This window comes from Mangrovimonas cancribranchiae, from assembly GCF_037126245.1.
Lineage (GTDB): Bacteria > Bacteroidota > Bacteroidia > Flavobacteriales > Flavobacteriaceae > Mangrovimonas > Mangrovimonas cancribranchiae.
In genome coordinates, this window is record NZ_CP136925.1 from 1929817 (window position 1) to 1954627 (window position 24811).

26 protein-coding genes and 1 other RNA gene are annotated in these 24811 nt (G+C 31.7%); 13 read left to right on the forward strand and 14 right to left on the reverse strand.

Annotated elements, in window-relative coordinates; genetic code table 11:
* Positions 1 to 85: 85 nt before the first annotated feature.
* The 3 genes from R3L15_RS08730 to R3L15_RS08740 are packed head-to-tail and all read left to right on the forward strand — an operon-like array spanning position 86 to position 2809.
* On the forward strand, positions 86 to 811 hold the full coding sequence (locus tag R3L15_RS08730) for a glycosyltransferase (protein ID WP_338731164.1): 726 nt from the start codon (positions 86 to 88) through the stop codon (positions 809 to 811).
* Complete coding sequence (locus tag R3L15_RS08735) at positions 808 to 2154, forward strand: hypothetical protein (protein ID WP_338731165.1); 1347 nt, start codon at positions 808 to 810, stop codon at positions 2152 to 2154. The genes R3L15_RS08730 and R3L15_RS08735 overlap by 4 nt, the downstream gene beginning before the upstream one ends.
* On the forward strand, positions 2132 to 2809 hold the full coding sequence (locus tag R3L15_RS08740; protein ID WP_338731166.1) for an ATP-binding cassette domain-containing protein: 678 nt from the start codon (positions 2132 to 2134) through the stop codon (positions 2807 to 2809). The genes R3L15_RS08735 and R3L15_RS08740 overlap by 23 nt, the downstream gene beginning before the upstream one ends.
* A 3-nt stretch (positions 2810 to 2812) precedes the next feature.
* On the opposite strand, the gene R3L15_RS08745 is transcribed toward R3L15_RS08740, so the two are convergent.
* Positions 2813 to 3739: a hypothetical protein gene (locus R3L15_RS08745; protein WP_338731167.1), complete on the reverse strand. Its 927-nt coding sequence runs from the start codon at positions 3737 to 3739 to the stop codon at positions 2813 to 2815.
* Between the two features lie 220 nt (positions 3740 to 3959).
* Between R3L15_RS08745 and R3L15_RS08750 the strand changes: the two genes are divergently transcribed.
* Positions 3960 to 4841, forward strand: a complete 882-nt coding sequence (locus R3L15_RS08750; protein WP_338731168.1) for a glycosyltransferase — start codon at positions 3960 to 3962, stop codon at positions 4839 to 4841.
* 3 nt (positions 4842 to 4844) lie between these two features.
* On the forward strand, positions 4845 to 5765 hold the full coding sequence (locus R3L15_RS08755) for a glycosyltransferase family A protein (protein WP_338731169.1): 921 nt from the start codon (positions 4845 to 4847) through the stop codon (positions 5763 to 5765).
* Here the strand turns inward: R3L15_RS08755 and R3L15_RS08760 are convergent.
* Together R3L15_RS08760 and R3L15_RS08765 are read right to left on the reverse strand one after the other, a co-directional pair.
* Positions 5762 to 6175: an FdtA/QdtA family cupin domain-containing protein gene (locus R3L15_RS08760; RefSeq protein WP_338734130.1), complete on the reverse strand. Its 414-nt coding sequence runs from the start codon at positions 6173 to 6175 to the stop codon at positions 5762 to 5764. The genes R3L15_RS08755 and R3L15_RS08760 overlap by 4 nt on opposite strands.
* Positions 6168 to 6998: a glycosyltransferase gene (locus tag R3L15_RS08765; RefSeq protein ID WP_338731171.1), complete on the reverse strand. Its 831-nt coding sequence runs from the start codon at positions 6996 to 6998 to the stop codon at positions 6168 to 6170. The genes R3L15_RS08760 and R3L15_RS08765 overlap by 8 nt, the downstream gene beginning before the upstream one ends.
* Before the next feature lie 42 nt (positions 6999 to 7040).
* On the opposite strand from R3L15_RS08765, the gene R3L15_RS08770 reads away from it, so the two are divergent.
* On the forward strand, positions 7041 to 8183 hold the full coding sequence (locus R3L15_RS08770) for a glycosyltransferase (RefSeq protein ID WP_338731173.1): 1143 nt from the start codon (positions 7041 to 7043) through the stop codon (positions 8181 to 8183).
* On the opposite strand, the gene R3L15_RS08775 is transcribed toward R3L15_RS08770, so the two are convergent.
* From R3L15_RS08775 to typA, 4 genes are all read right to left on the reverse strand, one after another.
* The gene (locus R3L15_RS08775; protein ID WP_338731174.1) at positions 8180 to 9514 is read right to left on the reverse strand and encodes an O-antigen translocase; all 1335 of its coding nucleotides are present in this window, start codon (positions 9512 to 9514) and stop codon (positions 8180 to 8182) included. The two genes, R3L15_RS08770 and R3L15_RS08775, sit on opposite strands and share 4 nt — an antisense overlap.
* On the reverse strand, positions 9515 to 10615 hold the full coding sequence (locus tag R3L15_RS08780) for a DegT/DnrJ/EryC1/StrS family aminotransferase (RefSeq protein WP_338731175.1): 1101 nt from the start codon (positions 10613 to 10615) through the stop codon (positions 9515 to 9517).
* Positions 10612 to 11592, reverse strand: a complete 981-nt coding sequence (locus R3L15_RS08785; protein ID WP_338731176.1) for a GNAT family N-acetyltransferase — start codon at positions 11590 to 11592, stop codon at positions 10612 to 10614. The genes R3L15_RS08780 and R3L15_RS08785 overlap by 4 nt, the downstream gene beginning before the upstream one ends.
* Positions 11593 to 11688: 96 nt before the next feature.
* Positions 11689 to 13488 carry a translational GTPase TypA gene (gene typA / locus R3L15_RS08790; protein ID WP_338731177.1) on the reverse strand — a complete coding sequence of 600 codons (1800 nt, stop codon included), beginning with the start codon at positions 13486 to 13488 and terminating at the stop codon, positions 11689 to 11691.
* Between the two features lie 190 nt (positions 13489 to 13678).
* On the opposite strand from typA, the gene R3L15_RS08795 reads away from it, so the two are divergent.
* Both R3L15_RS08795 and kdsA read left to right on the forward strand, forming a co-directional pair.
* A complete protein-coding gene (locus R3L15_RS08795) occupies positions 13679 to 14038 on the forward strand; it encodes a hypothetical protein (RefSeq protein ID WP_338731179.1) in 360 nt (119 codons plus the stop codon).
* Between the two features lie 33 nt (positions 14039 to 14071).
* On the forward strand, positions 14072 to 14890 hold the full coding sequence (kdsA, locus tag R3L15_RS08800; protein ID WP_338731180.1) for a 3-deoxy-8-phosphooctulonate synthase: 819 nt from the start codon (positions 14072 to 14074) through the stop codon (positions 14888 to 14890).
* 406 nt (positions 14891 to 15296) lie between these two features.
* Here the strand turns inward: kdsA and R3L15_RS08805 are convergent, their stop codons facing one another.
* Together R3L15_RS08805 and R3L15_RS08810 are read right to left on the reverse strand one after the other, a co-directional pair.
* Positions 15297 to 16079 carry an SDR family oxidoreductase gene (locus tag R3L15_RS08805; protein WP_338731181.1) on the reverse strand — a complete coding sequence of 261 codons (783 nt, stop codon included), beginning with the start codon at positions 16077 to 16079 and terminating at the stop codon, positions 15297 to 15299.
* Between the two features lie 2 nt (positions 16080 to 16081).
* Positions 16082 to 17287, reverse strand: a complete 1206-nt coding sequence (locus tag R3L15_RS08810) for an NAD(P)-dependent oxidoreductase (protein ID WP_338731182.1) — start codon at positions 17285 to 17287, stop codon at positions 16082 to 16084.
* A gap of 139 nt (positions 17288 to 17426) precedes the next feature.
* Here R3L15_RS08810 and ssrA point away from each other — a divergent pair.
* Together ssrA and R3L15_RS08820 are read left to right on the forward strand one after the other, a co-directional pair.
* Positions 17427 to 17822: a transfer-messenger RNA gene (gene ssrA / locus R3L15_RS08815) on the forward strand.
* A gap of 239 nt (positions 17823 to 18061) precedes the next feature.
* Complete coding sequence (locus tag R3L15_RS08820; RefSeq protein WP_338731183.1) at positions 18062 to 18685, forward strand: hypothetical protein; 624 nt, start codon at positions 18062 to 18064, stop codon at positions 18683 to 18685.
* Between the two features lie 308 nt (positions 18686 to 18993).
* Here the strand turns inward: R3L15_RS08820 and R3L15_RS08825 are convergent, their stop codons facing one another.
* From R3L15_RS08825 to R3L15_RS08845, 5 genes are all read right to left on the reverse strand, one after another.
* Positions 18994 to 19482 carry a GNAT family N-acetyltransferase gene (locus R3L15_RS08825; RefSeq protein WP_338731184.1) on the reverse strand — a complete coding sequence of 163 codons (489 nt, stop codon included), beginning with the start codon at positions 19480 to 19482 and terminating at the stop codon, positions 18994 to 18996.
* A gap of 76 nt (positions 19483 to 19558) precedes the next feature.
* The gene (locus R3L15_RS08830; RefSeq protein WP_338731185.1) at positions 19559 to 20488 is read right to left on the reverse strand and encodes a hypothetical protein; all 930 of its coding nucleotides are present in this window, start codon (positions 20486 to 20488) and stop codon (positions 19559 to 19561) included.
* A 74-nt stretch (positions 20489 to 20562) separates the two neighbouring features.
* Positions 20563 to 21300 carry a hypothetical protein gene (locus tag R3L15_RS08835; RefSeq protein WP_338731186.1) on the reverse strand — a complete coding sequence of 246 codons (738 nt, stop codon included), beginning with the start codon at positions 21298 to 21300 and terminating at the stop codon, positions 20563 to 20565.
* Positions 21301 to 21413: 113 nt separating this feature from the next.
* Entirely contained in the window at positions 21414 to 22253 is an 840-nt protein-coding gene (locus tag R3L15_RS08840) for an NAD(P)H-binding protein (protein WP_338731187.1), read from the reverse strand.
* Between the two features lie 90 nt (positions 22254 to 22343).
* Entirely contained in the window at positions 22344 to 23198 is an 855-nt protein-coding gene (locus tag R3L15_RS08845) for an AraC family transcriptional regulator (RefSeq protein WP_338731189.1), read from the reverse strand.
* A gap of 253 nt (positions 23199 to 23451) precedes the next feature.
* Between R3L15_RS08845 and R3L15_RS08850 the strand changes: the two genes are divergently transcribed.
* From R3L15_RS08850 to R3L15_RS08860, 3 genes are all read left to right on the forward strand, one after another.
* Positions 23452 to 23997 (forward strand): carboxymuconolactone decarboxylase family protein, encoded by a 546-nt coding sequence (locus R3L15_RS08850; RefSeq protein ID WP_338731191.1) that lies wholly within the window; start codon positions 23452 to 23454, stop codon positions 23995 to 23997.
* 64 nt (positions 23998 to 24061) lie between these two features.
* On the forward strand, positions 24062 to 24334 hold the full coding sequence (locus R3L15_RS08855) for a hypothetical protein (RefSeq protein ID WP_338731193.1): 273 nt from the start codon (positions 24062 to 24064) through the stop codon (positions 24332 to 24334).
* Between the two features lie 39 nt (positions 24335 to 24373).
* Entirely contained in the window at positions 24374 to 24781 is a 408-nt protein-coding gene (locus R3L15_RS08860) for a nuclear transport factor 2 family protein (protein WP_338731194.1), read from the forward strand.
* Positions 24782 to 24811 lie beyond the last annotated feature (30 nt).

Consider the following 24811-nt stretch of genomic DNA (forward strand, 5'->3'; position numbering starts at 1 on the left):
CAAAATAGCTTAATTTAAAAACCTTTGATGATTTAGGTTTTAAGTAATACATTTACAAAAGCGTTTTTCTAGTTTTTAAATTCCTATGGCAAATACTTGCATTATTATTCCTTGTTATAACGAAGTCAACAGATTGCCTAGTGAAGATTTTATAGCGTTTTCTAAAACCAATAGTCCTATTCACTTACTTTTTGTGGATGATGGAAGCCAGGACAACACCTTAGCTATTTTAAAAGAAATATCGGATTCCTCCTTATCGGTTTCGCTACTAACTTTAGAAAAAAACTCAGGAAAAGCCGAAGCTATAAGACAAGGCGTTTTACATTTAAACAATCATTACAAAACTATTGGCTATTTAGATGCCGATCTTTCTACACCTTTATCAGAAATAACACGTTTAATTACAATAGCGCAGACCAAGAATGTAGCTTTTGTTATGGGGTCTCGGGTAAAACGATCCGGCGCAACAATTAACCGACGATTAAAAAGACATGTGTTTGGTAGAATTATTGCTACATTTATAGATTCGTGTATATTAAAATTAGGAATTTACGACACCCAATGTGGTGCTAAAGTCATTGGTGCACCTTTAGCAAAAGAACTTTTTAAAACACCTTTTAAAACCAAGTGGCTTTTTGATGTAGAATTACTCCTTAGAATGAAACATAAATACGGGAAAGCCTACTGTAAAAACAATATTCTTGAAATACCTTTAGAGTATTGGCGCGATATTGGCGCATCTAAAATTAGTTTTTTAGATATTTTAATAATTCCTTTCGACCTCTTAAAGCTTTATTTTTCAAGAAAATGATTCTAAAGAAACTATACACATCTATTTTAAAGTCACCTTTAAAGTTTTTACTTATTTATAGTGTTTTAATAAGGCTATTTTTAGTATATACTTACCAGTCGGTTACTATATTCCCAGACAGCGAAGATTATATTACATTAGCTAAGTATATTTCTAATTGGAGCTTACAAGGTTATACCGGAGAAAGAACACCAGGTTTTCCTGCGCTATTAGCATTGTATGGCAATAGTCAAAAAATAACAGTTCTGTGTCAGTTACTTTTGGGGTTGGCAAATATGTATTTTTTATTCCAGTTAAGTTTTAAACAAACGCAACGAAAAGATATTGCTTTTTGGGTAACATTTGTTTTTGGCTCCTTTATAAATATTGTCTTTTTCGAATTTGCTATTTTAACAGAAACACTCACACTAACCCTTCTTTTACTATCGTTTTGGTTTATTTCTAAATACCATTTACTATCCCAAAAAGCCTCTATTAAGCATTTAGGTGTTTTATCTGTAATCTATAGCGCGTTATATCTTACAAGACCTATGTTTATATATCTTCCTTTAGGCTTTTTTCTTTATCGTTTAGTCCTACTTTGGAATATAAAAAGCATTTATAAAACGTTAATCGTTATTGTGTTTCCAGCTTTGGTTTTTTATGGTTGGAATACATTAAACAAAAAGAATATCGGACTATTTACAAGTAGTTATTATCTTGGTTTTAATTTGGCTCAAACAGCTACTTCATTCTTTCATCTTGTACCTGATGAAGACTATGTTATTCGAGATATTTTTGTTAAACATAGAAACAATGTTGAAGAAAATGAACCCGACCATGTTTACCCTATGAGCGTTTGGAAAGCACACGACGAACTCTTAGAAGAAACCCAGCTAACTCGTGTTGAACTTTCTCAAGAATTAAAACGTATTTCTATAGATTTATTTAAAAAACACCCCGATTTGTATCTAAAACAAGTCCTTATTTCTTGGAAAGATTTTTGGGGGTCTACAGAATCTTTACTTTGGAATGTTTCAAAATTTCAAAATAAACCGGTTAGAAAAGCCCTTATTGGTTTTTGGATTTACTTTCAAAAATATCTTTTAATAACAATTAACATCCTATTTCTTGTTTTTGGGTTTAAAAAATTGTGGTCTTTTATTAAACATAAACATATGGATTTTGACCTATTTTTAGTGGCTATTGTGCTATCAGGTTCTTTAGCTCAAGCATTAGTCGCTTACGGATCAAATTCTAGATTTTGCATTCCTTTTTTCCCTTTAATTGTTTACTTTGTAATTTACAGTATATTTACTTCAAAATTTATAGCAAGACTTTATGCAAACAGTACTTCATCTTAAAGATGCTTCAATATACCAAGGCGATAATTTAGTATTAACCGATGTTAATGTAGATGTTAACAAAGGGGAATTTGTTTACCTTATTGGAAAAACAGGAACCGGAAAAAGTAGTTTTATGAAAACACTTTACGGCGATTTGCCCCTAACAAAAGGTGAAGGACAAATTGTAGATTTTGATTTAAAAACACTTAAAGAGAAAGATATTCCATTTTTAAGGCGAAAGTTAGGCGTTGTTTTTCAAGACTTTAAACTCCTTACAGATAGAACTGTTAACGACAATTTGGCGTTTGTACTAAAAGCTACAGGCTGGAAAGACAAAAACAACATTAAAACTAGAATTGATGAGGTTCTTGACAAGGTTGGCATGAAAACCAAAGGGTTTAAGTTTCCCCACGAACTTTCTGGTGGTGAGCAACAACGTGTTGCCATTGCGCGTGCTTTGTTAAACAATCCTGAACTTATTTTGGCAGACGAACCCACAGGAAACCTTGACCCACAAACTAGTGTTGAAGTTATGGAAGTGCTTCGAGATATAAACAAAAATGGGAACACCATACTTATGGCCACGCATGATTATGCCTTGCTTTTAAAATACCCAAGCAAAACTTTAAAATGCGATGACAATCAAGTTTTTGAAGTGGTCCAGAGAAAATAAATATTACTTTAAATAACGACTAACTTCAGCATCGATAATTTTTGAGCATTTCTTGGCGCCTTTTATATTTAAATGATCGGCATCATGAAAATCGCTTAGTTTAAATTTAGGATTACGCAATAAATTAATATTAAAAACATTAGCATATTTTTCACTCAACTGCTTACTTATACGCTCTATAGCTTTCACTTCTTTATAATCGAGTTTATTAAGGTATGGTTCTCCTACAGGCATATTTACCAAAAACACTTTTATTTGTTTTTTAGCACAAATAGAAATCATGCCTTTAAGTCGTGTTATATTATGCGAAAACACCATGCTTCCATCATCATGTTTTGCTGAAATAATCTTGGCTAATCGCTCCATTTCTAACGAATCGACTGCTGTTACATAGGTATTCCCCCAACCTCTTTTATCGCATCCAATTAAGGTTCCTTCGTTTATGTACTGCGTAATGGTTCTAATAGTATGTTTTAGTTTTCTTGTTAATGCTAAACTATATTTTTTGAGATCGAAAGTTGTAATTAAAGGCACTTCTAATTCCATGTTATAACGGTAAAAATACTTTCGCCAAACATCTTCTTGAGTATTATCGGCTTGACTAAGTGTAGTATACTCCATAGGGAAAATAACAAACTCCAATTTTTTAAAACTATCTATATGTTTTTTAAATAATAACTCATCAAAATAAATAGTTTGGCTAATATTAGCCATATTAAAAACAGGCCTTGAAAAACTCTCCGGATTTAAACCATAAAAGTAATGGGAATCGCCAAATATCAACCCTTTTGCTACATTATAATGTTTTGGTATTTGCTTTTGCTTAAAACTATAATTATTTGGTGTTATCCTATAAAAACACTCTATAGAAATCCAAACCAACAGTATTGGAAAAATAAAAAGCAGCGTATTTCTTTGTATTTTTTTCATTTATAATGATAACTATTAAAACGTTTCTTTAACACAGAAAACAATTTCTTTTTAAAAGACGCTCAATATTAACCGCCTTATCTATTTAAAATAGACAATATACATTTAAAACTTGGTTTATAGGTAACATGAAATAAATAACATTGCGAGACAAAATTCGTTTTTTCATAATAAACCCAAAAGTTATTGCTTAGATTTGAAAAACATATGACGCTATTTCATGCTTTCTATTTTAATTCCTACATACAACTACAATGCTTTACCATTAGTTCAAAATATTGAGCAACAAATCAACGAACTAGGAATAGCCTATGAAATTATTTGTATAGATGATAATTCTAACGCCTCGTTTGATAAAACCAACCAGCAAATAAATTATTTAAAAAACTGCATATTTATAAAAAACTCTGAAAATTTAGGCAGTTTAGGCACTAGAGTTAATTTAGCTAAAAAAGCAACATATAATTGGTTATTATTTTTAGATGCCGATACGCTTCCTAAAAATTCTAGCTTTATGGCTTGTTATATAAATAGTTTAAACAAAAATTTTGATGTCATTTTTGGAGGAATAGATTACAAAATCTCACATGAAAAAAGATTTGCTTTAAGAGAAGCTTTTGGAAAAAAGAGAGAAACCGTAAGTGCTTTAAAAAGAAACAAAATGCCTTATAAATTTGTCTCGTCGGCTAATTTTTTAATTAAAAAAAAGGTATTTCTTAATACTTTAGAAAATATAAACAAAACGGCTTATGGGCAAGATTACCTTTTTGGTTCTCTATTAAAATCTAAAAAAACAACTATAAAACATATAGATAATACTGTTTACCATTTAGGACTCGAGGAAAATGATGTTTTTTTAAAAAAATCTAAAACGGCCGTTAAAACGTTAGCGAAACTATATAAAGCTAATCAAATTAAAGAACACGACATTACACTTATAAAAGCATACAAAACACTTCGTTTGTTTGGTTTGACCAGAATATTTAAAATCATTATAACAGCTTTTAACAAAAACATAGAAAAAAACCTTACTGGTAGTTCGCCTAGCTTACTTTTGTTTGATTTATATAGATTAGGGTATTTTTGTAACGTTACTTTGTAAATTATGACGCCTTTTTTCTCCATAATTATACCACTTTACAATAAAGAATATTTTGTAAAAAACACTATTACGAGTATTTTAAACCAATCGTTTAAAGATTTTGAAATTATTGTTGTTAACGACGGCTCTACAGATAATAGTTTAGATATTGTTAAAACATTTAAAGACCAAAGAATTCGTGTTTTAACTACTAAAAATCAAGGCGTTTCATCTGCCAGAAATTATGGTATAAAAAAGGCTAATGCTAAATATATTGCCTTTTTAGATGCTGATGATTTGTGGGAAACCTCATACTTACAAACAATTCATAATTTAATTATAGGGTATCCTAAAGAATCTATTTTTGCAAGTGCTTTAAAAATAAAGAAAGGAGGTAATTATCACCTATCCAAATACAAAGATTTAGATTTAAAAAAAGGCGAAACAGCTAGGTTAAATTATTTTAAAAGCAGTAAAAAACAATCTATCCTTCACTGCTCGTCTGTAGTTATTAAAAAAACCATTTTTAAAAAAATTGGTGGTTTTAATTCTAATCTTAAAACTGGTGAAGATACAGATTTATGGATTAGGATTGGCTTAAAGTACCCCGTTGTGTTTATACATAAATATTTGGTTACTCACCTCGCTCTAAATTCTGGATTAACCTCTACTAACAGAAGCTATTTCAAGCCCATAAATTTTTCGGAATATGAAAACAAAAGTCAAGATATTGATTTTAAATCCTTTTTAAATAAAAACAAATTTTCATCGGCCTTAAAACTTAAAATAACTAAAGACATGAGGTGTTTTAACCAGTTAAAACAAACTATAAATTTTGATATGCTAAGTGTTAAACAAAGGCTAGCCCTAACAGTCCCAAGGTTAATACTATTGGCATACTTATATTTACACTCATTATTTAGTAACGAAAAAAAGTTCTTTTAGAGAGCTTTAAACGACTTAAATTGTTTAAAGTTTCTAATATAATCTGATTCATTAAACTCTTCGGAAGCCAGAACTAAACAAACCGATCCTGAAGAAAAATTTTCTAACTCCCTCCATATTCCAGTTGGTATTAATAAGCCTTTATCTGGTTTATTTAGCACGACTCTTTTTTCATCTACGCCATCATTAAGTACAACTTCAAAACTACCACTTAAGGCGACTAAAAACTGTTTTAATTGTTTGTGAGCATGTCCACCACGATAAGCGTCGCTTGGCACATCGTATAGATAGTACACTCGTTTTATTGCAAAAGGAATACATGTTTTTTCAATAACAGCAAGATTTCCTCTATGGTCTTTTATTTTAGGAATATCAATTATTGTTATATCTTCTAATCGGTTCTTATTCATCATTTTTCTTGACAATATTTTTATACGTTGATATTCCTTTATACCCAGCTTTTAATTTAGAAAAAATACTAGAAACATGAATTAATCCTCTTATAGTTATTCCTACAACATGTTTAATAGGATAAAGATAGGCTATTGTGCCAAAAAGTTTATAATTCAATGCACTTCTAGCAAATATAAATCTATCAGAGTCCATTTCATCGCTCGAACTATAGGGTTTATGTTTTACAATATACTCTGGATAGAAAATTGAAGTAATATGTTTATTTAAAGCATTCCTTAAAAAAATTCGATTCTCTCCATCTTGAAAAACACTTCCTAATCCAAAATACTCATCAAACGACAGTTTATTTTCTTTTAACACTTTTAGATTAAATGTTATTTCAATTGAAAGTACTTTTCTATAAAACCTTCTTAAACTGCTAATTTTATTAGGGTAATTACTATAAGGATCACCTATTGTTGTTAGTGTTTTAAAACATATTAAATCGGCCTTAGTTTCAAGGTAAGCATTGTTTATTTTACTTATAAAATTTTTCAAAAAAACAACATCGTCATCTGCTATTAAGCAAATATCGCCTTTAGCATTATTAATAGCTAAATTACGGCTTTTGCTAACCCCTTTTTCATAAGAGTTAATTATTCTTATATTTTTAAAATTGGACGTGAGCAGATTTTTTGGTGTTGTTTGGTTTATAACTAAAACATGACATTTACTAATGTCATTATTTTTAAACATTTCGTATAAAAAGTTTAATGAACTTCTATTTGTAGTAGATACTAAAACTTCTATACTATATCCTTTATTCTGCGTTATGTTCACTTAAACCGTTATATTTGGTTCTACAAAGTTACCAAATATAGCATGAAAATACTTTTAATTGGAGAATTTAGCCGATTACATAATTCCTTAAAAGAAGGACTTAATTACTTAGGGCATGATGTTATAATTATTGGAAGCGGTGATTTATTTAAAAAACTACCCGTAGATATTGATGTTTCGGTTAAGTTTTTTAATAATAGTTTAGGACGGTTCCTTAGAAAAATTACGTTTCGTGTTTTTGGCTTTGATATTGCTGATTTAGAAACTTTTTTAAGGGTTAAAAAAAACCTTCATCAATTAAAAGGTTTTGATATTGTTCAATTGATAAACGAAGATGCTTTTAACTTAAATCCAGGGTTACAAAAATTAATCCTAAAGCCTATATTTAAACATAATAAATTTGTTTTTTTACTTTCTTGTGGCGACGATTATACTAGTACTAATTATCACCTAAACAATAAAGATAGGTATTCTGTTTTAACTCCTTATTTTAAAGATTCAAAACTTAAAAAAAAGTTTCAATACTCTTTAAAATTTACTACTAAACCTTACAAAAAACTTCACGACTTTATAGTGGCTAATTGTAATGGCGTTATTGCATCGGATATGGATTACCATATACCTTTGCTTGAACACCCTAAATATTTAGGGTTAATTCCTAACCCCATAAATATTAAAAAAATTAAATTCTCCCCCATAAAAGCAAACAACAAAATCAATATTTTTTTAGGAATAAACACACTATCTCGAATAAAAAAAGGGATTCCTTTTTTTGAAGAAGCACTAAATATTATTCAAAAAAAGTATCCTGAAAAGGTGGATATAAAAATCACAAAAAACCTTCCTTATAACGAGTATATTAATATTTATAACAACGCGCATATTGTGTTGGATCAGGTTTATGCTTACGATCAAGGTTATAATGCTTTAGAGGCTATGGCTAAAGGTAAGGTGATTTTTACTGGTGCAGAAAAAGAGTGGCTTAACCATTATGATTTAAAAGAAGATACTGTTGCTATAAATGCGCTTCCAGATGTTAATCAAATAGTAAAAAAGCTAGAATGGTTAATACAAAACCCTAAAAAAATCGAGGACATATCTAAAAACGCTAGATCTTTTATTGAAAAGGAACATCATTATATTACAATAGCCCAATTATATTTAGACACTTGGAAAAACCATTAAGAATCCTCCGGTCCTTCTCCATTATTATGTTTTGACGTTTCGTCTGAAATAACACCAAACAGTGAAGAGCTAAATATTAATAATATAATACCGTAATACATTACATAGGAAACAAAGTGTGCTATTGTTGCTCCTTTTACGCCAAACATATCTATAAAGTAAATACTTGTTGCATACAAAATGGCTACAGAAAAAGCTTCTGTAATAATGTAATGCCAAAACATTTTTTTAGCTAAAAACTGGTAAGCAATAACAATGGAAAGCACTTTTACAAAGTCACCTAAAAGTTGCCATAAAAACAACTCTTCTACAGGCTGAAAATCGCTTGAAAAAACCATTTGAACAATAAATCCTCTTAAAAGATAGATAACCAATAAGCCCGCAAAAAATATAGGGATAATAGATTTATAAAATCCAAAAACTTCATTTCTAAAGTCTTTTACATTGTCTATCTCAGACAATCTAGGTAATACATATAATGTTAATAAAGAGCTTACAAACATTAAGTAGTATTTAGAAATACGATTCATAGCCTCTAAAAAACCGGCTTCATTATCGCCTACGGTATCCATAACATAAGTTCTTATTGCCAAAGACACCATAGGAAGTACGAGCGCAGAAAACAAAGCCATTAACGAATAAGCCCCTAGTTTTTTTACATAACTTAGAGAAAACTGCTTCACCTTAATTAAAGGCGCTAAACTTCTTCTATTTATAACACCTACAAGTGTTATTAAGAAAATTAACGACTCAGCAATAGCAACTGCTATTAAAGCACCATCTATACGGTTTTGATAAATTAAAAGTAAGGTTATAGACAGCCCTAAAATTTGCCCAATAATGTTAATTATAATAAGTATTTTAAACTTAGAAAAACCATTAAGTATTGAAAACGTAAACATATTCAATACATAAAAGGGCAACGCAATGGCTGCTATTTTAATAACGTAAGCATAATCGTTATACGCTGGAAAGATTATGGTATTTATATAATCGGCGTTAAAATAACATAAAAAACAAACTAAAACCGTAGAAAAAAAACCGAGATAGAAAACCGTAGAAATAGTTTTACTTAACTCAATGGTGTTTTCTTTAAACTGGGCGATATATTTTACAACGCCATTATATAACCCTAAAGTAGCAAATGATTTTACAGAGTTAAGAAAATCTCTTAAGTTTCCTATTAATGCTAAACCTTCTGGCCCAACATACAAAGCAATAGCCTTTGATGTTAAAAAACCAGCTACTATTTTGGTAATAACAGACGCCGAATTTAACGATGCTACCTTAAATAAAACATTATTATTTATGTACTTTAAGAGTTTTCTCAATTAATAGGTATTTACAATTTTCACCACATAACTCACTTCTTCATCGGTCATAATAGGACTTATAGGCAAACTTACAATACTTTCGTGAATAGCCTCTGTTATTGGTAAGTTTTTATCAGCAAAACCACTCATTGCCTGCTGTTTGTGTGGTGGTGTTGGGTAATGTATTAAGGTTTCTATGTTATGCTGTTTTAAATAATTTATAAAACCCTCCCTATCGTTAACCCTAACCACAAACACATGATAAACATGTGCTTTTTCACTATTTACAAAAGAAAACTTAACCTTATTATTCTTAATTTCTGATAAATATATTTTAGCTATTTCCTGTCTCCTTGCGTTATCTTTATCCAGACTTGGTAATTTTATGTTTAAAATAGCTGCTTGGAGTTCATCTAATCTCATGTTAAACCCAAGATATTGATTAATATACTTTTTCTCGGCACCATAATTTCTTAAACTCCTAATAACTTTAGCCAAATCTAAATGATTAGTTGTTACTGCTCCTGCATCGCCCAAAGCGCCTAAGTTTTTACCTGGATAAAAACTAAATGCTGCTGCATCTGATAAATTTCCAGCTTTGTTTCCGTTTTTATAAACAGCTCCATGAGCCTGTGCAGCGTCTTCTAAAACAAGTAATCCATGTTTTTTGGCAAAAGAATTCACGTTTTCCATATTGGCTAATTGCCCATATAAGTGAACCGCTAAAATAGCCTTTGTATTTTCTGAAAAAGCATTTTCTATGCTTTCTATGTCTATATTGAAGGTTTCTACGTCTGGCTCGACTAAAACTGGTTTTAACCCAGAATTTATAATCGCTAAAATAGAAGCTATATAAGTGTTGGCTGGTACAATTACCTCATCACCTTCTTGAAGCTTACCTAATACTTTATAAGCTTGAAAAAGCAACGTTAAAGCATCTAATCCATTACTTACACCAATACAATATTTCGTTCCGCAGTACTTAGCATAATTTGTCTCGAAATCCGTAACCTCATTACCAAGAATGTACCGTCCAGAGTTTAAAAATCTAGAGAAAACCTGTTGAAATTCTTTTTCAAATCGCTTGTTAATGCTATGTAAATCCAAAAATTTAATCATTTAAGCACATTATTAAGTTTCTCATGATTTTTAACGTTTATCTTGTAAAAATCTTGTGTAACACCGCGTGCTCCAAAACCTTCTTTCCAATATTGCAATCCTGAATTGACTTGCTTTCCATTATTTTCATTTGAAATTCCAAAATCGAAATACACTTTGTTGGCAAACACCTGTGTTATTAAATAATGATGTAAAAAGTCTAAACTTCCTAATAAATTTTTATCATAATTCCCAGATATATATTGTGAATGAGCCACTTTATCGGTTATAAAAATGGTTGTTCCTGCTACAATTTTGTTGTCATGATATACATTAAACTGTTTAATATTATTAGGAAACTTAGCTTTGAGTTGCTGAATTTCTTCTAAAGAATGTACAGGTTTAGCTTGGTGCTTTTGTTCTAGGTTAGGAATTAAAATAGTATTCCAAAACGCATCAAACGTATCATCTTCTTTTATAGTTAATTTGTGTTTCTTTCCTCTTTTAACACCATCTTTTCTGTCTTTTGAGAACTTTACATGAGCTTTTAAATCGACTACCGAAAGTAAATCTCGTCTTAGCAGTTGGGCTTCCAGTAAAAACATTAAATAAGCCTGCTCATCGCTAGGAACATGACAATAAATACTTGGTATTTGCTTTACAATTAATGTTTCTAGATGTTCTTTTTCTAAATACTGTAAAAGTGTTTGAAAAAGCTTAATTACAGTATTAAACTTTAAGGTATCGCAAAATACTAAACCGCCGTAAGTTAGTCCTTGATGAGAATACACAGTATGTTCTAAAATATTAGCGGGAAAGATGGCTTTTAACTTATTTTTATCATCAAAAATTAGCAGTGAAAAGTCATGAAACTTATGGTTATGATATTCCATAAAATCTCTATAAAACAAAAACGTGCTGTTTTTTGCTTTTGCAACAAAAGTATCCCAAAGGACTTTATCTGAAGTTTGATATTTTCTTACCGAATAACGATTCAAAAGAATAGTTTCCTAAACTGATTTAGCATCTAAATCTAATGTATTTCTTTTTAAAAAAGAAAAAAGCCAAGTTTAAAACTTGGCTTTTGATTAATCTTAGATGTTTTTTGATCGTTTACGATCAACTTCTTTTAATAATATTTTTCGAATACGTAAATGATTTGGTGTCACTTCTACATATTCATCTTTTTGAATATATTCTAACGCTTCTTCTAAAGAGAATTTTATGGCTGGTACAATTTTCGCTTTATCATCGGCACCTGCACTACGTACGTTGCTCAATTTTTTTGTTTTGGTAACATTAACCGTCATATCATCTTGACGTGAGTTTTCACCAATAACTTGCCCTTCATAAATATCTTCTCCTGGATCGATAAAAAACTTACCGCGTTCTTGAAGTTTATCTATTGAATAAGGAATCGCCGTACCATTTTCCATAGAAACCAACGATCCGTTTAAACGCTCAGGGATTCCGCCTTTTAAAGGCTGAAACTCTTTAAACCTATGAGCCATAATAGCCTCGCCAGCTGTTGCAGTAAGTAATTGATTTCTTAAACCAATAATTCCGCGAGATGGCACTATAAACTCACATACCATTCTATCTCCTTTAGCTTCCATACTTAAAAGCTCTCCTTTTCGCATGGTAACCATTTCTACAGCTTTTCCGGAGACATTTTCTGGTAAATCTATCGTCATTTCCTCTACAGGTTCGCATTTTACACCATCAATCTCCTTTATAATTACCTGTGGTTGGCCAATTTGAAGTTCGTACCCCTCACGACGCATGGTTTCTATTAACACAGATAAGTGTAATACACCACGACCGTATACCATAAATTTGTCGGCGCTATCTGTTTCTTCAACACGTAAAGCTAAGTTTTTTTCTAGCTCTTTTGTTAAACGTTCTTTAATATGTCTTGAGGTAACAAATTTCCCATCTTTTCCAAAAAATGGCGAGTCGTTAATGGTAAACAACATACTCATTGTAGGCTCATCAATAGCAATGGTTTTTAAGGCTTCTGGATTTTCCCAGTCGGCAATGGTATCGCCTATTTCAAACCCTTCAAGACCAACTACAGCACAAATATCTCCTGCAAATACTTCTTCTACTTTCTTACGACCTAACCCTTCAAATACATGAAGTTCTTTTATTCTAGATTTAACAACACTACCATCGCGTTTTACCAATGATATGTTTTGGTTTACTTTAAGTTCGCCTCGTGTTAAGCGCCCAATAGCAATTCGTCCTGTAAAAGATGAAAAGTCTAGGGATGTAATTAACATTTGCGTGGTTCCTTCTGGAATTTTTGGTGACGGGATATGCTCGATAACCATATCTAATAATGGCTCGATATTTTCGGTTGGCTGTTGCCAATCTTCACTCATCCAATTATTTTTTGCAGAACCATAAACGGTAGGAAAGTCTAATTGCCACTCTTCTGCACCTAATTCAAACATTAAGTCGAATACTTTTTCATGAACCTCATCTGGTGTACAGTTTTCCTTATCTACTTTATTAACCACAACGCAAGGCTTTAGACCTAAATCGATTGCTTTTTGAAGCACGAATCTAGTTTGTGGCATTGGTCCCTCAAAAGCATCTACCAACAATAATACACCATCTGCCATGTTTAAAACACGTTCCACTTCACCACCAAAATCGGCGTGACCTGGTGTATCTATGATATTAATTTTTGTGTCTTTATAAGTAACCGAAACGTTTTTAGAGGTTATTGTAATACCTCTTTCGCGTTCCAAATCGTTATTATCTAAAATTAAATCGCCTGTATTTTCGTTCTCACGAAATAACTGGCAATGGTACATAATCTTATCAACCAACGTAGTTTTACCGTGGTCAACGTGTGCTATAATTGCAATATTTTTAATTTGAGCCATAATTTAAAGCCTTGTTTTAAGCGCGCAAAGGTACGTTATATTTTAACATGTTGAGTAATAATTACTAATATTTAGTTAATTAAATGTTATAATGAAATAATTTGGCAATTTTGGGTTGTATATTTCGTTATGAAAGCAACTTACTAATCAATTCTGAGTTTTATATTAAACCCTGATAAACAAAAGAATTATGGCACTTTTTAGCAAGTATTACAAATACACTCCTTACTTATATTTTATAGCTGTTACCGCTTACTGGTTTACGCAAGTTAATCGTACTGAAGGATTAACAGCCTACCCTATTTTATTATTTGGCATTCCCTTTTTGTGGCAAATTATTAAACCTAGTAAAAGATTAAACGCTATTTTAGGAATTACTTTTGCATGTTTATCTTCTTATTTAATTCTAGCTTTTTTATCATATACTTTAAACATTATTCCTATATCAAACACCGCTTCTAAATATGTTGCATTTGGAGGCTTATTTGCTATAACCAATTTTATTATGGCTGTTTGGATGATACGAAATACTATTAAAAAAAGCTTTTAATTGATTATCTTTGTTGCTTAATAATTAAGCACCATGAAACTATCCAATATTTCTAAAATAAAACATCCCAACTCTGATAATTTTTTCTTGTTATGTGGCCCTTGTGCCATTGAAAGCGAAGATATGGCGTTACGTATTGCCGAAAAAGTGATTTCTATAACAGATAAATTAGAAATTCCTTATGTATTTAAAGGAAGTTTTAAAAAAGCTAACCGCAGTAGGATTGATAGTTTTACAGGTATTGGAGATGAAAAAGCGCTTAAAATTTTAAGAAAAGTTTCGGAAACTTTCGATATTCCTACCATTACAGATATTCATGAAGCTTCTGACGCAGCTATGGCAGCCGAATATGTAGATGTGCTGCAAATTCCTGCATTTTTAGTTCGTCAAACCGATTTAGTTGTAGCTGCTGCCGAAACAGGAAAAGTGGTTAACCTTAAAAAAGGCCAATTTATGAGTCCCGAAGCCATGAAACATGCGGTACAAAAGGTAAAAGACTCTGGTAGCGATAAAGCTTGGATAACCGATCGCGGAACCATGTTTGGTTACCAAGATATGATTGTTGATTTTCGCGGAATTCCTACCATGAAACAATACGCTCCTGTTGTGTTAGATGTTACACATTCTTTACAACAACCTAACCAAAGTGTTGGGGTTACGGGTGGCAGACCAGATATGATTGAAACTATAGCTCGTGCTGGTGTAGTAAACAATGTAGATGGTTTGTTTATTGAAACGCATTTCGATCCAGCCAACGCCAAAAGTGATGGTGCCAACATGTTACACCTAGATAACCTTGAAGGTTTATTAACTAACTTAACAGCTATTAGAAAAACCATAAATAGTTTGTAATACATTATCTGTAGGTTTATCTACTTACTCTTTTTAAAACATAAATAGTAGCATTATTTTTAAGGTATTAAACAAAAAAAGAGTTTTAACAATATTACTCGGTATAATTGCAATATTACTTATTCCTTTAATTGCTATGCAATTTAGCAACCATGTTAATTGGAGTGTATTCGACTTTCTTATTGCAACAATTGGGCTAGTTTCTCTGGGGTTTTTATTGGAACTAATTTTAGTTTCAGTTAATAAAAAAAGATTAAGAAATATCTTAATTACAGCTCTTTTAATAGTATTCCTATTAATTTGGGTTGAATTAAGCGTTGGTATTTTTGGGACTCCAATTGCAGGAGATTAATCGGTTCTACTAAAAAAACATTTTAGTTTTTCTGCACAAGAACAAGCAACAATTTTACTCTTTCCTATTTTTCTCCTGAATATTTCTTACAATATTGGCCGCCATACCTCTTGGCACCATTCTAGGTAAAGTTGCTAAAAACTTATTAAACGCACCAGGTATAGCCACTGGCTTTCCTTTTTTTAGGGCTTTATAACCATAAACAGCAACGTCCTTGGCGTTAGCCATGTTAAATGTTATTTTATTCTCTGAAGTACCACTAGATACCACTTCTTGAAACGAGGTTTTTGTAGGACCAGGACACAAAGCTGTTACGGTAACTCCTGTTCCTTTTAGTTCATTTGAAATGGCTTCTGAAAAGGATAAAATATAGCCTTTTGTGGCGTAATATAACGACATTAATGGCCCTGGTTGAAAAGCTGCCAATGATGATAAGTTTAAAATTTTCCCTGAACCTCTTGCTACCATTTGATTTAACACAAGCTTTGTTAAGTGTGTTGTTGTTAAAACATGAAGATTAAGCATTTGCGATTCGCGCTCCCAAGCTGTCGTATGAAAAGCTCCAAACAAACCAAAGCCAGCATTATTTACTAAAATTTCAATTTGTTTATCGCCAACATCCATCATAATCTCTTCGGATATATTTGGTAAGCTTAAATCTTTTGTAAGCGTTACTACGTTTACCTGATACTTAGATTCTATTTTCTGCTTTGCTTTAGATAAATTATCTGAATTAATATCTACTAAAACTAAGTCATATCCGTCTTTGGCTATAACATAAGCCAACTCTAAACCTAAACCAGATGCGCCACCAGTAATTAATGCTGTATTTTTCATGCTTATTCTTTTCCGTCTATATAATCTTGTAAGTATTTAAAACGTGGCGTTAATTGACCATTCTCAGTAATTTTAGCACGTTCTAAAACACCATCTTTATCATTATTAAAAAAGGCTGGTATAACATGTTGTAAAAACAACTCCCCAAAACCTTCGCTGGCATCTTTAGGTAACTCGCAAGGCAAATTATCAACTGCCATAACTACAATGGCTTCATCGTTCATAAAATCAATCTCTCTTTCTGTTTCCGCATGATAACCATAAATAGGATTAGCAATTGTAGACGGCCTAATTGTGGTTGCTACTGGCCCATCAATATCACAACTTACATCAGCAACTAGTTTTATATTAAAATCTTTTGATTTTGCGTCTTCTCGAGTGTACAAATAAGGAGATCCATCACCATAAAAGTGACCTGCTATAAAATAGTCGGTTACTTTAGCAAATCGCATAAAATCTGACACATAATCTTCTGGGTGATTATAAAAATCTTTGTTATTAATAACCTGACCATCTTTACGTTTATTGTAGTCTAAAACATCTATTTTACAATACACTGGCTTATTAAAAGATGTATTTAAATAGTCATGGACAGAAACAGAAGTTATATTCATGGCATCTAGCATTTCTTGTGCGCCATTTGCTACTTTTCCACTACCAGTTAGTAGAATTTTAATATTGGGTAATTTTATGTCCTGTAGTTCTTTTATTAAAGCTTTTTGGTCAGGCAAGGTTTCAGCTTTAGGCAAACTCCAAGAGTTTTGTTTTAGTCCCCAAGCCCTAAATCCATTATAAGCGCCTACAATACCTGCATATCTACCAAAACCTATTAATCTGGCTCCATTTTCCTTTATTATGGTTTCATGATCGTAAAGCTCAATATTTTTCTTTAAAATGGCTTGAAGTAACGCTCTATTATAGGGTTGTTTTTTTATAGTATGAGAAAAAAAGAAGTATTTTTTATTAGGAATCAATGCTTCAATAGGCACCTCTTTTACACCAAGCATAACCTCACAATCTGAAACATTTTCAGACACTTCAAAACCAAGGTTTTTATAGGCTTCATCTGAAAACACTCTAATATCTGAATGTTCTATTTTAAATGAAGCTTCTGGATATTTATCCTTTACTTCTAACAATTTTTCTGGCGAAAAAACTACACGCCTATCTGGTGGGTTTTTTCGCTCTTTTATAATAGCAAACTTCATATATTTTTGGTTTTAAATAACTGCCTGACATTTTTTAAACTGGCATAGAATTTGCACGAAAATACATGGATTTAGCGTGTTGCACAACTTTTTTTAGTAACTTCGCCATCCTTTAAAAAAATACGTTCATAAACATATTGGGGTCGACTGGTTTTGACAGCGAGATTTATTAACCAGTAAGCACGTCGTGCTATGATATTAACACACGTAACATGTTGTATCAACTTTTTTAAACGGCGAGAATAACTACGCTTTAGCTGCATAATCTGAATTATAGTAAGATTTGCCTCGGCGCACAAGGTGCGCAAGCTAAATGTCCTTGGAAAGCCTTGGTTAGTGGCGTTCCGCTTAAGGGCATCGTAAAAATTAACCTAGAACCGTTAGCGCTTTGATAAGGGTTCGAAATTTTAAAAGCTAAGTTGTAATTAGGTTGTTTTTTGCCGGCTTACAAACGAAAATTAAGAAAAAACTAAACGTGTAGAAAGCTGCTTGGTAACTTGTTTGGACGAGGGTTCGAATCCCTCCGACTCCACATTTAAGCCTGTTAAACTCTGTTTTTCAGGCTTTTGTATTTTTAGGTGATAATTCAGGGGATAGAATTAATTGATAAAATCATCAATACAATCATGTTTTATAATAGCACTTAATTTACGTTCTTTCATTTCTAGTCTTACAATTCAGGCAAATTTAAAACCTATCATATTGCCAACAATGAACTTAACTTCATTAAGCAATCCTTTACAGCAAAATTCAATTCAGAGATAATCGTTAAGAATGCCTGAAACACAATTTGTTTTATATCAAAACTTGGAAGATAAAGGTAATTATTTAGATAACGAAATCGAAGGTCCTTATCCTTGCGCTTGGGAAAACACTTGGTTGGGTCAGGGATTTTATTATTGGTATCATCATTTAATTATTGGTAAATGGTGGGGTAAGCAACGTTATGGTGAAGGTAATTTTGTAATTTTCAAAATTATTTGTACTGATTTGTCAAAATGCTGGGATTTGCATTCAGGCCCTCATCAGGAAGTTTTTCTTTACTGGTTAGAAAAAATGGATAATGAAGGTTATTTAAAGCACAACACTACAGTTGCCCAAGTAATTGAATTTATCAAGGGAGAATATGATGATTTTGATTATGAGGGCATTAGGTTTTTAGGAGTGGATTCAATTTCAAGAACAGCTATTCAAGATATGGGTATGTCAAGAATAAAATTTGAAATACCAAGAGATAAACGCGATAAAAATAAGCAGAGGTTTAAGGCATATTTCGACCCCACACCACCAGTTCAAGTTTGTTTGTTTAAACATAATTCTTTAGGTCGTACAGGTTATGATGTTGTTTTTCCAGATGAATATTGTGCAGATTATCGTGTTGAAGATTTTCTAATATAATTCCCCACAAAATAAAACCCAGTTTTTTCGTACCTCAAAATCCTCTGTCTTTTATTTTGTTCCGCTCGCCAACGCGCTTGTAGTTTTTGGTTGCCAACAATTAGATAAACACACTAGTGTGTTTATCTATATTATGTTTATACCTCTAAAAATAGTTAAAATTCTTAAAAACCGATCTGGTTTTATGGTTATTTGTGTATTGGGCTGGTAGCAAATAAAAACTGAATAGAATATTCTGCAAGACACGAGCACGAAGTGCGAACTGTACGTTAGTAAATTTTTGTAAGTAGGCTCTCAATAGCAATGGATTATATACGTTGTTGTGGGTAGTTTTTGATTTTTAATGCCATATGCAAAATCGGATAAGGCTTTCCTGAAGCATCAAATTCAGAACGTCCAATTACATAAAAACCGTAATTTTTGTAAAAGCCTATAGCTTCTTCATTCTGTTGGTTAACATCAACCCTACTTACCTTCATATTCTCAACAGTATACATTATCAAGGCTTTACCAATTCCTTTCCCTATATAGTTTGGATGAACAAACAACATTTCTAAATTATTTTCTACAACACCCATAAAACCAGCTATTTTATTATCAGTGGTTCTAATACACCTTAATTCTACGGCATCCAAATAGGTGTTTAATATGAGTGGCTTAAAATATTCAATGTCTTCTTCCTTGAGAAAATGATGGGTTGCCCTAACAGAAGCTTCCCAGACATCTACTACTACTTTAAATTCACACCTCTTAATCGTGTCTATGTTACTAATAGGGAAATCTGTTTTATTTATCATGCGCTTTTTTCTGTCAGCCTTATAATCAATTTTTCACCTCCAAATTCTATTTCTTTTTAGTGGTTTTAGAGTATAATTAATTAGTTATCCATTCAATTGAACTTTCTGACATTTTTTTATAGTCGTGACCTACATTTTTGATGGTATCAATTTCCCAATTAAACACCCAGCTATTCTTGTTCTTCATTTCAATATTTGTATTGAAAAAAGTAGTTCCGCGTTGCAACCTATGAGAGCCTTGTTCCATTGCCAAATCTGTAGTTCTAAAAGTTCCTAAATTTGGATCATTATCTAACTCTCCTAATAAAACAACCAATTTTTTACGATAAGATTCTACCAGATTTATTTCTACATTTTTAATACCATACGGAAACTCAAGAGTTGCATTAGGTAATGTATAAAAGCCCGCATTTGCAGAAATAGCTGTTCTTATTCTTGCTTCAGGCATTAACAAGACCATTCTATGCACAAACTGACCTCCTGCTGAATGTCCAAAAATATCATAATGATCATTAGTAATATTATTGGTCATTTTGATATGATCAAAAATGTTTTCTACCACTGTAAATGCCCACTCTCTTTTCGGGTTTTTAGTCCCAAAAAAGGTAAACAAATTTCCTTCTTGGTAATCGTTAGTTGTATATTTTGAAAACTTGTTCTCAAATTCAGGAGCTACAATTAATAGGTTATTTATATCTGCCAATTCAACCCAAGCCTGTATATAGTCATCTGCATTTCTTCCTCCACCATGCATAACAAATACTATGTTATCATGGTCCTTCCAACTTTCTGGTTTATAGGTCCATACTTTAATAGATTTTCTATCACTATCTTTGTAGGCATTGATGACAAAAGCGTCTACTCCAATTTTAATTTTACTACTTGCTGTAATTTCAGGACCTTTAGGAAGTACATAAAGGTAAATATAACCTGCAACAGAGTGAAGTAAAAAAATAGAAAAAGTATATAAAAACACCTTTTTTAATATTCTATAAAAATTATTCATTGATTCGTTTTTTGTTTATTGATATTTAAATTGCTTTACCTATTGCCTGCTTTTATAGTATCAATTTATGTTTTTTATTCAGATAACCTCATAATCATTTTTCTACCGCCAAAATCTATTTCGTGCATGAGTAATTTTCTGGTTCGGGTATCAATATAATATGTGTTCAACACATTATTATCTGAAATATCATCTGTCACCTCAACTTTCCAAACAGGGATGGATGTCTTGTTAAAATTAAGCGTCGTTTTTTTGGTGTTTTTTACTGTTGCTGCAATTACTCCCACTTTTGATTTTGGATTGTAATCAAAAATAGAAATAGATGTAGAATAGCTATCCTTTAAAGGAAGTAAACGTATCAATTGAGGATAAAAGTTACTATCAAAGAATGGTTGTTGGGTTTCTTCTAAAATTTCTGTTTTAATAGCTGTTTTTTTATCCAAGTAGTAACCTTTTATTTGCTCATCAAACTTCAAAACCATATCTCTTTGTTCATTGTAAGAAGCATGATAAAGTGGCTTAAAACTTTCAGCAGCAACCGTTGTACTGTCAACCCATTCACTTTTAGATTGCTTCATTTTCACTTGAGTTATAATATAGATAACAGCATTCTTTTTTTGAATTTGAGTTACTACCTCTCCTATTTTCACTTCTGTAGTATCGGTAACAATTAACCAATCCATAACATAAGTTTCAGATTTCAATAAAGATTCATCAGCTGAATGACTTAATGGAGTTAATTGTTTCTCCTGACCAAAAATTGATAGCGTTGTATTTATGATGAATATAACTAAGTAAAGCGTGTGTTTCATTTTAAATTTTTTTTAGTTTGCGTTATTGAGTTACAAATTTGACCATTACTTCTATATCTCAAAATGGATAATCTACGTTTATAGATGAACAATTTTCCTCTTTTTTTAATTCTTTATTTATTAGTTTCTATTGGCTGCCAAACTCCTGTTTTTGCAGTTTCTGTTGCATACGCTAAAAACGTTTTTGGTTTTCTACCTAAAACCTTTTCAATATCGTTAGTTATTTTTTGATTTTCCGGGTTGGTTAATACGTGGCTAAAGAGATATTCAATTAACCAAACAACATCAGCTTCTACTTGCATTTGTTTCATACCTTCAACATACTGCTCTAAAGTGATTTCGTAAAAGTTTAAATTTCTTTTACTCACGTTTGAAATGGTGTTAACAATATCCTTAAAAGTGATAAGCTCTGGTCCTGTTACTTCAATAATTTCTCCGTTATAAGTATCATCTAATAAAACAGTGCTAGCAACTTCTGCAATATCATCGGCATCTACAAAAGGAATTAATACATCTGACAAGGGTAAAGCAACTTCTCCTGCTAGTATAGGCTCTAAAAAGAAGCTTTCACTCCAGTTTTGATTAAACCAAGAAGCTCTTACAATAGTGTAATTGATACCTGATGTCATTATAATTTTTTCACAAGCTTCAGCTTCAGTTTCCCCTTTTCCTGATAATAAAACAACTTTTTTAACGCCAAGTTCTTTCGCTAAATATGTAAAACTTTCAATAGCTTCCTTCGCTCCTGGCACAGCTAAATCTGGATAAAAAGTGATATAAACGCGCTCTATATCTTTCAGCGCATGCACCCAAGTTTCTTTATTATTCCAATCGAAACTTGGAGAGGCATTTCTGGATCCAACTCTTGGTTCAATACCTTTCTTTTGTAATTGCGTCATAACTCGGCTACCAGTTTTACCAGTCGCACCAAGCACTAAAATGTTACTGTTCATAATTTGATTTTTTTAATTATGAAGCAAAAGTCACACTAAATGAAAGGAATAAGTTATTTGAAAAAGAATTTGATTTATTCCAAAAGGAGTTTATTTAATTTGGCTTGGTCTGTATCCAAATTTTTTCTCAAAAGCATTTGAAAAAGACCCTAAACTGTCATAGCCAACTTGCCATGCAGCTTCTTGTACCGTGGCTTTCTTATTGTTTATTAAGTCATGAGCCATTTTTAAACGTTCGTTTTGTAAATATTTAAAAACGGGCGCACCAAACAATGCTTTAAAGTTCTTTTTTAAATTATAGGTATTTAAGCCTATTTTACGAGACAATTCTGAAAGTGTAGGTGGATTGTCTAAATTATTAACCAAAATATCTTTAGCCAAATACAACTTTTCTCTTTCTGCTGAATTTATAGTATTTGTTTTTAAGGAAGCTAATTGCCCAAAAAAATGTGATAATAACGCGGTCATTTGACTACGAAAGAACATCATTTTTGTTTTTCCTTCATATGTCATATTAAATACGCCATCCACAATTTGATCCATTTCTGGCGTCATAAAAAACTTTGGTCCCTCTACATAATGATCGGAAGGATTGACCAATTCATTCAATAAGGTCGAAAAAATTTCACCTTCATCATTAGGTAGTTTATCTAAATTTCTAATTGAAGTTGCTATTAATAAACAACGTAAAGGTTTTTCTGGTGATACGGTATGCACAAATTCCACCTGTTCATCTGCATAAAAAGACAAAGCCAATCCTTTGGTTTGTTGAAATTGCTTTTCAGTGCTTTTATAATTAACAGAAAGATCTACATTTCCTGATCCATAGAAGGCCACCGCGATTACAGGTTCATCAAATCGACAAGCATCGGTTATCACACTTTCCGAAAAAGCCTCCTCTACCAAAATGGTAAAATCATTAATATGTATAAAATCTCTGGTCATAAATACCGTAAAGTTAAAAAATAGAAAAAAGTAATTGCAGGCTTCAAACAATTATTTGTGAGACTTATTTCTTCTACAATAAATCATTCTCCTTTCTAAATAAACAACAAGCGTATCTTCTACATACTTTCGAATAGCTTTTTTATAGCAGGGAAAATTGTCCATCCATAGACGTAATTCATCCATTTTATAGCGTGTGTGTTATTCTCAATTTTGTAATGTCAATAATGATAAACAATTTAAAAACAAAAAAATGGAAAATGTAACCGTTTCAGAATTTAAAGTTCCTTCAAGAGATGAAGTAGCTACAAGTAATCAAGAAATCTTTGATAATTTAAACAAAGCCCTAGGTTTTGTACCAAATCTTTATGCCACTATGGCCTATTCTGACCATGGTCTGGGAAGATATTTAAATTTTCAAAATGCTAAAACGTCATTCTCTAATAAAGAGAAAGAAGCTATTAACTTAATTGTAAGCGAGGTAAATGGCTGTATTTATTGTTTAAGTGCACATACTGTAATTGGAAAAATGAATGGCTTTACAGATGCCCAATTGCTAGATATTAGAAAAGGGACAAGCGATAACGTAAAATTAGATGCCTTAGTAAAATTAGCTGCAGATATTACTAAAAACAAAGGAAATGCTGATGATGAGAATGTTCAAAATTTCTTTAACCAAGGCTATTCTAAAGAAAACTTGGTAGACCTAATTCTTCAAGTAAGTGATAAAACAGCCATGAATTATTTACACAACCTTACCAAAGTTCCTGTAGACTTTCCCGTGGCTGAAAGTATTTAATCAAATATGGGAAGTTTGTAAAACAAACAGACTTCCCTCTTTTAACTTTTAAAACGCAATTACAATGAATACACTAAAAAATATCTTGAGCTTTTTAAATAAGACTCCACAAGAAAAAATAGGTAAAACTCCAGAAGGTTTTTGTCCCAACTGTTGGGGAAGACAAGAATATGATGGTAATTCTCACAAAGCCTTAAAAGCTGAAAAATTAGAAAACATAGAGCGTAAAAAGGGTTGGATTACAGCCTACGCTGAGCGTAATCTTAAGCACATACAGTTACAACACAAAGAAAAAAAGCAGGTTTGTAACGTGTGCTTTGAAAGTTTCGATTGCTAATATCCTATTGCTTGATTTATAACAACTAAAAACAACATCATGAAAAAATATCCATTACCACCTTTTAACAAAGAAACTGCTAAACAAAAAGTGCAAATGGCAGAAGATGCTTGGAATAGTAAAAATCCTGAAACTGTAGCCCTAGCCTATACTTTAAATTCAGAGTGGCGAAACAGAACCCAGTTTATTAATGGACGTGAAGAAATTGTGCAGTTCTTAACCAACAAATGGAACAAAGAAAAAAATTACAAACTCAAAAAAGAACTTTGGGGATTTAGAAACAATAGAGTTGCTGTAAGATTTGAGTATGAATACCAAACCGAAAACAACCAATGGTATCGTGCCTACGGAAATGAACTATGGGAATTTGACGAAAACGGACTTATGCAAAAAAGATATGCTAGTATTAACGACCTAGAAATTGAAGAACAAGACCGAATCTTATAATTGTCTTTATAAAAATATCTTAGCTAACAA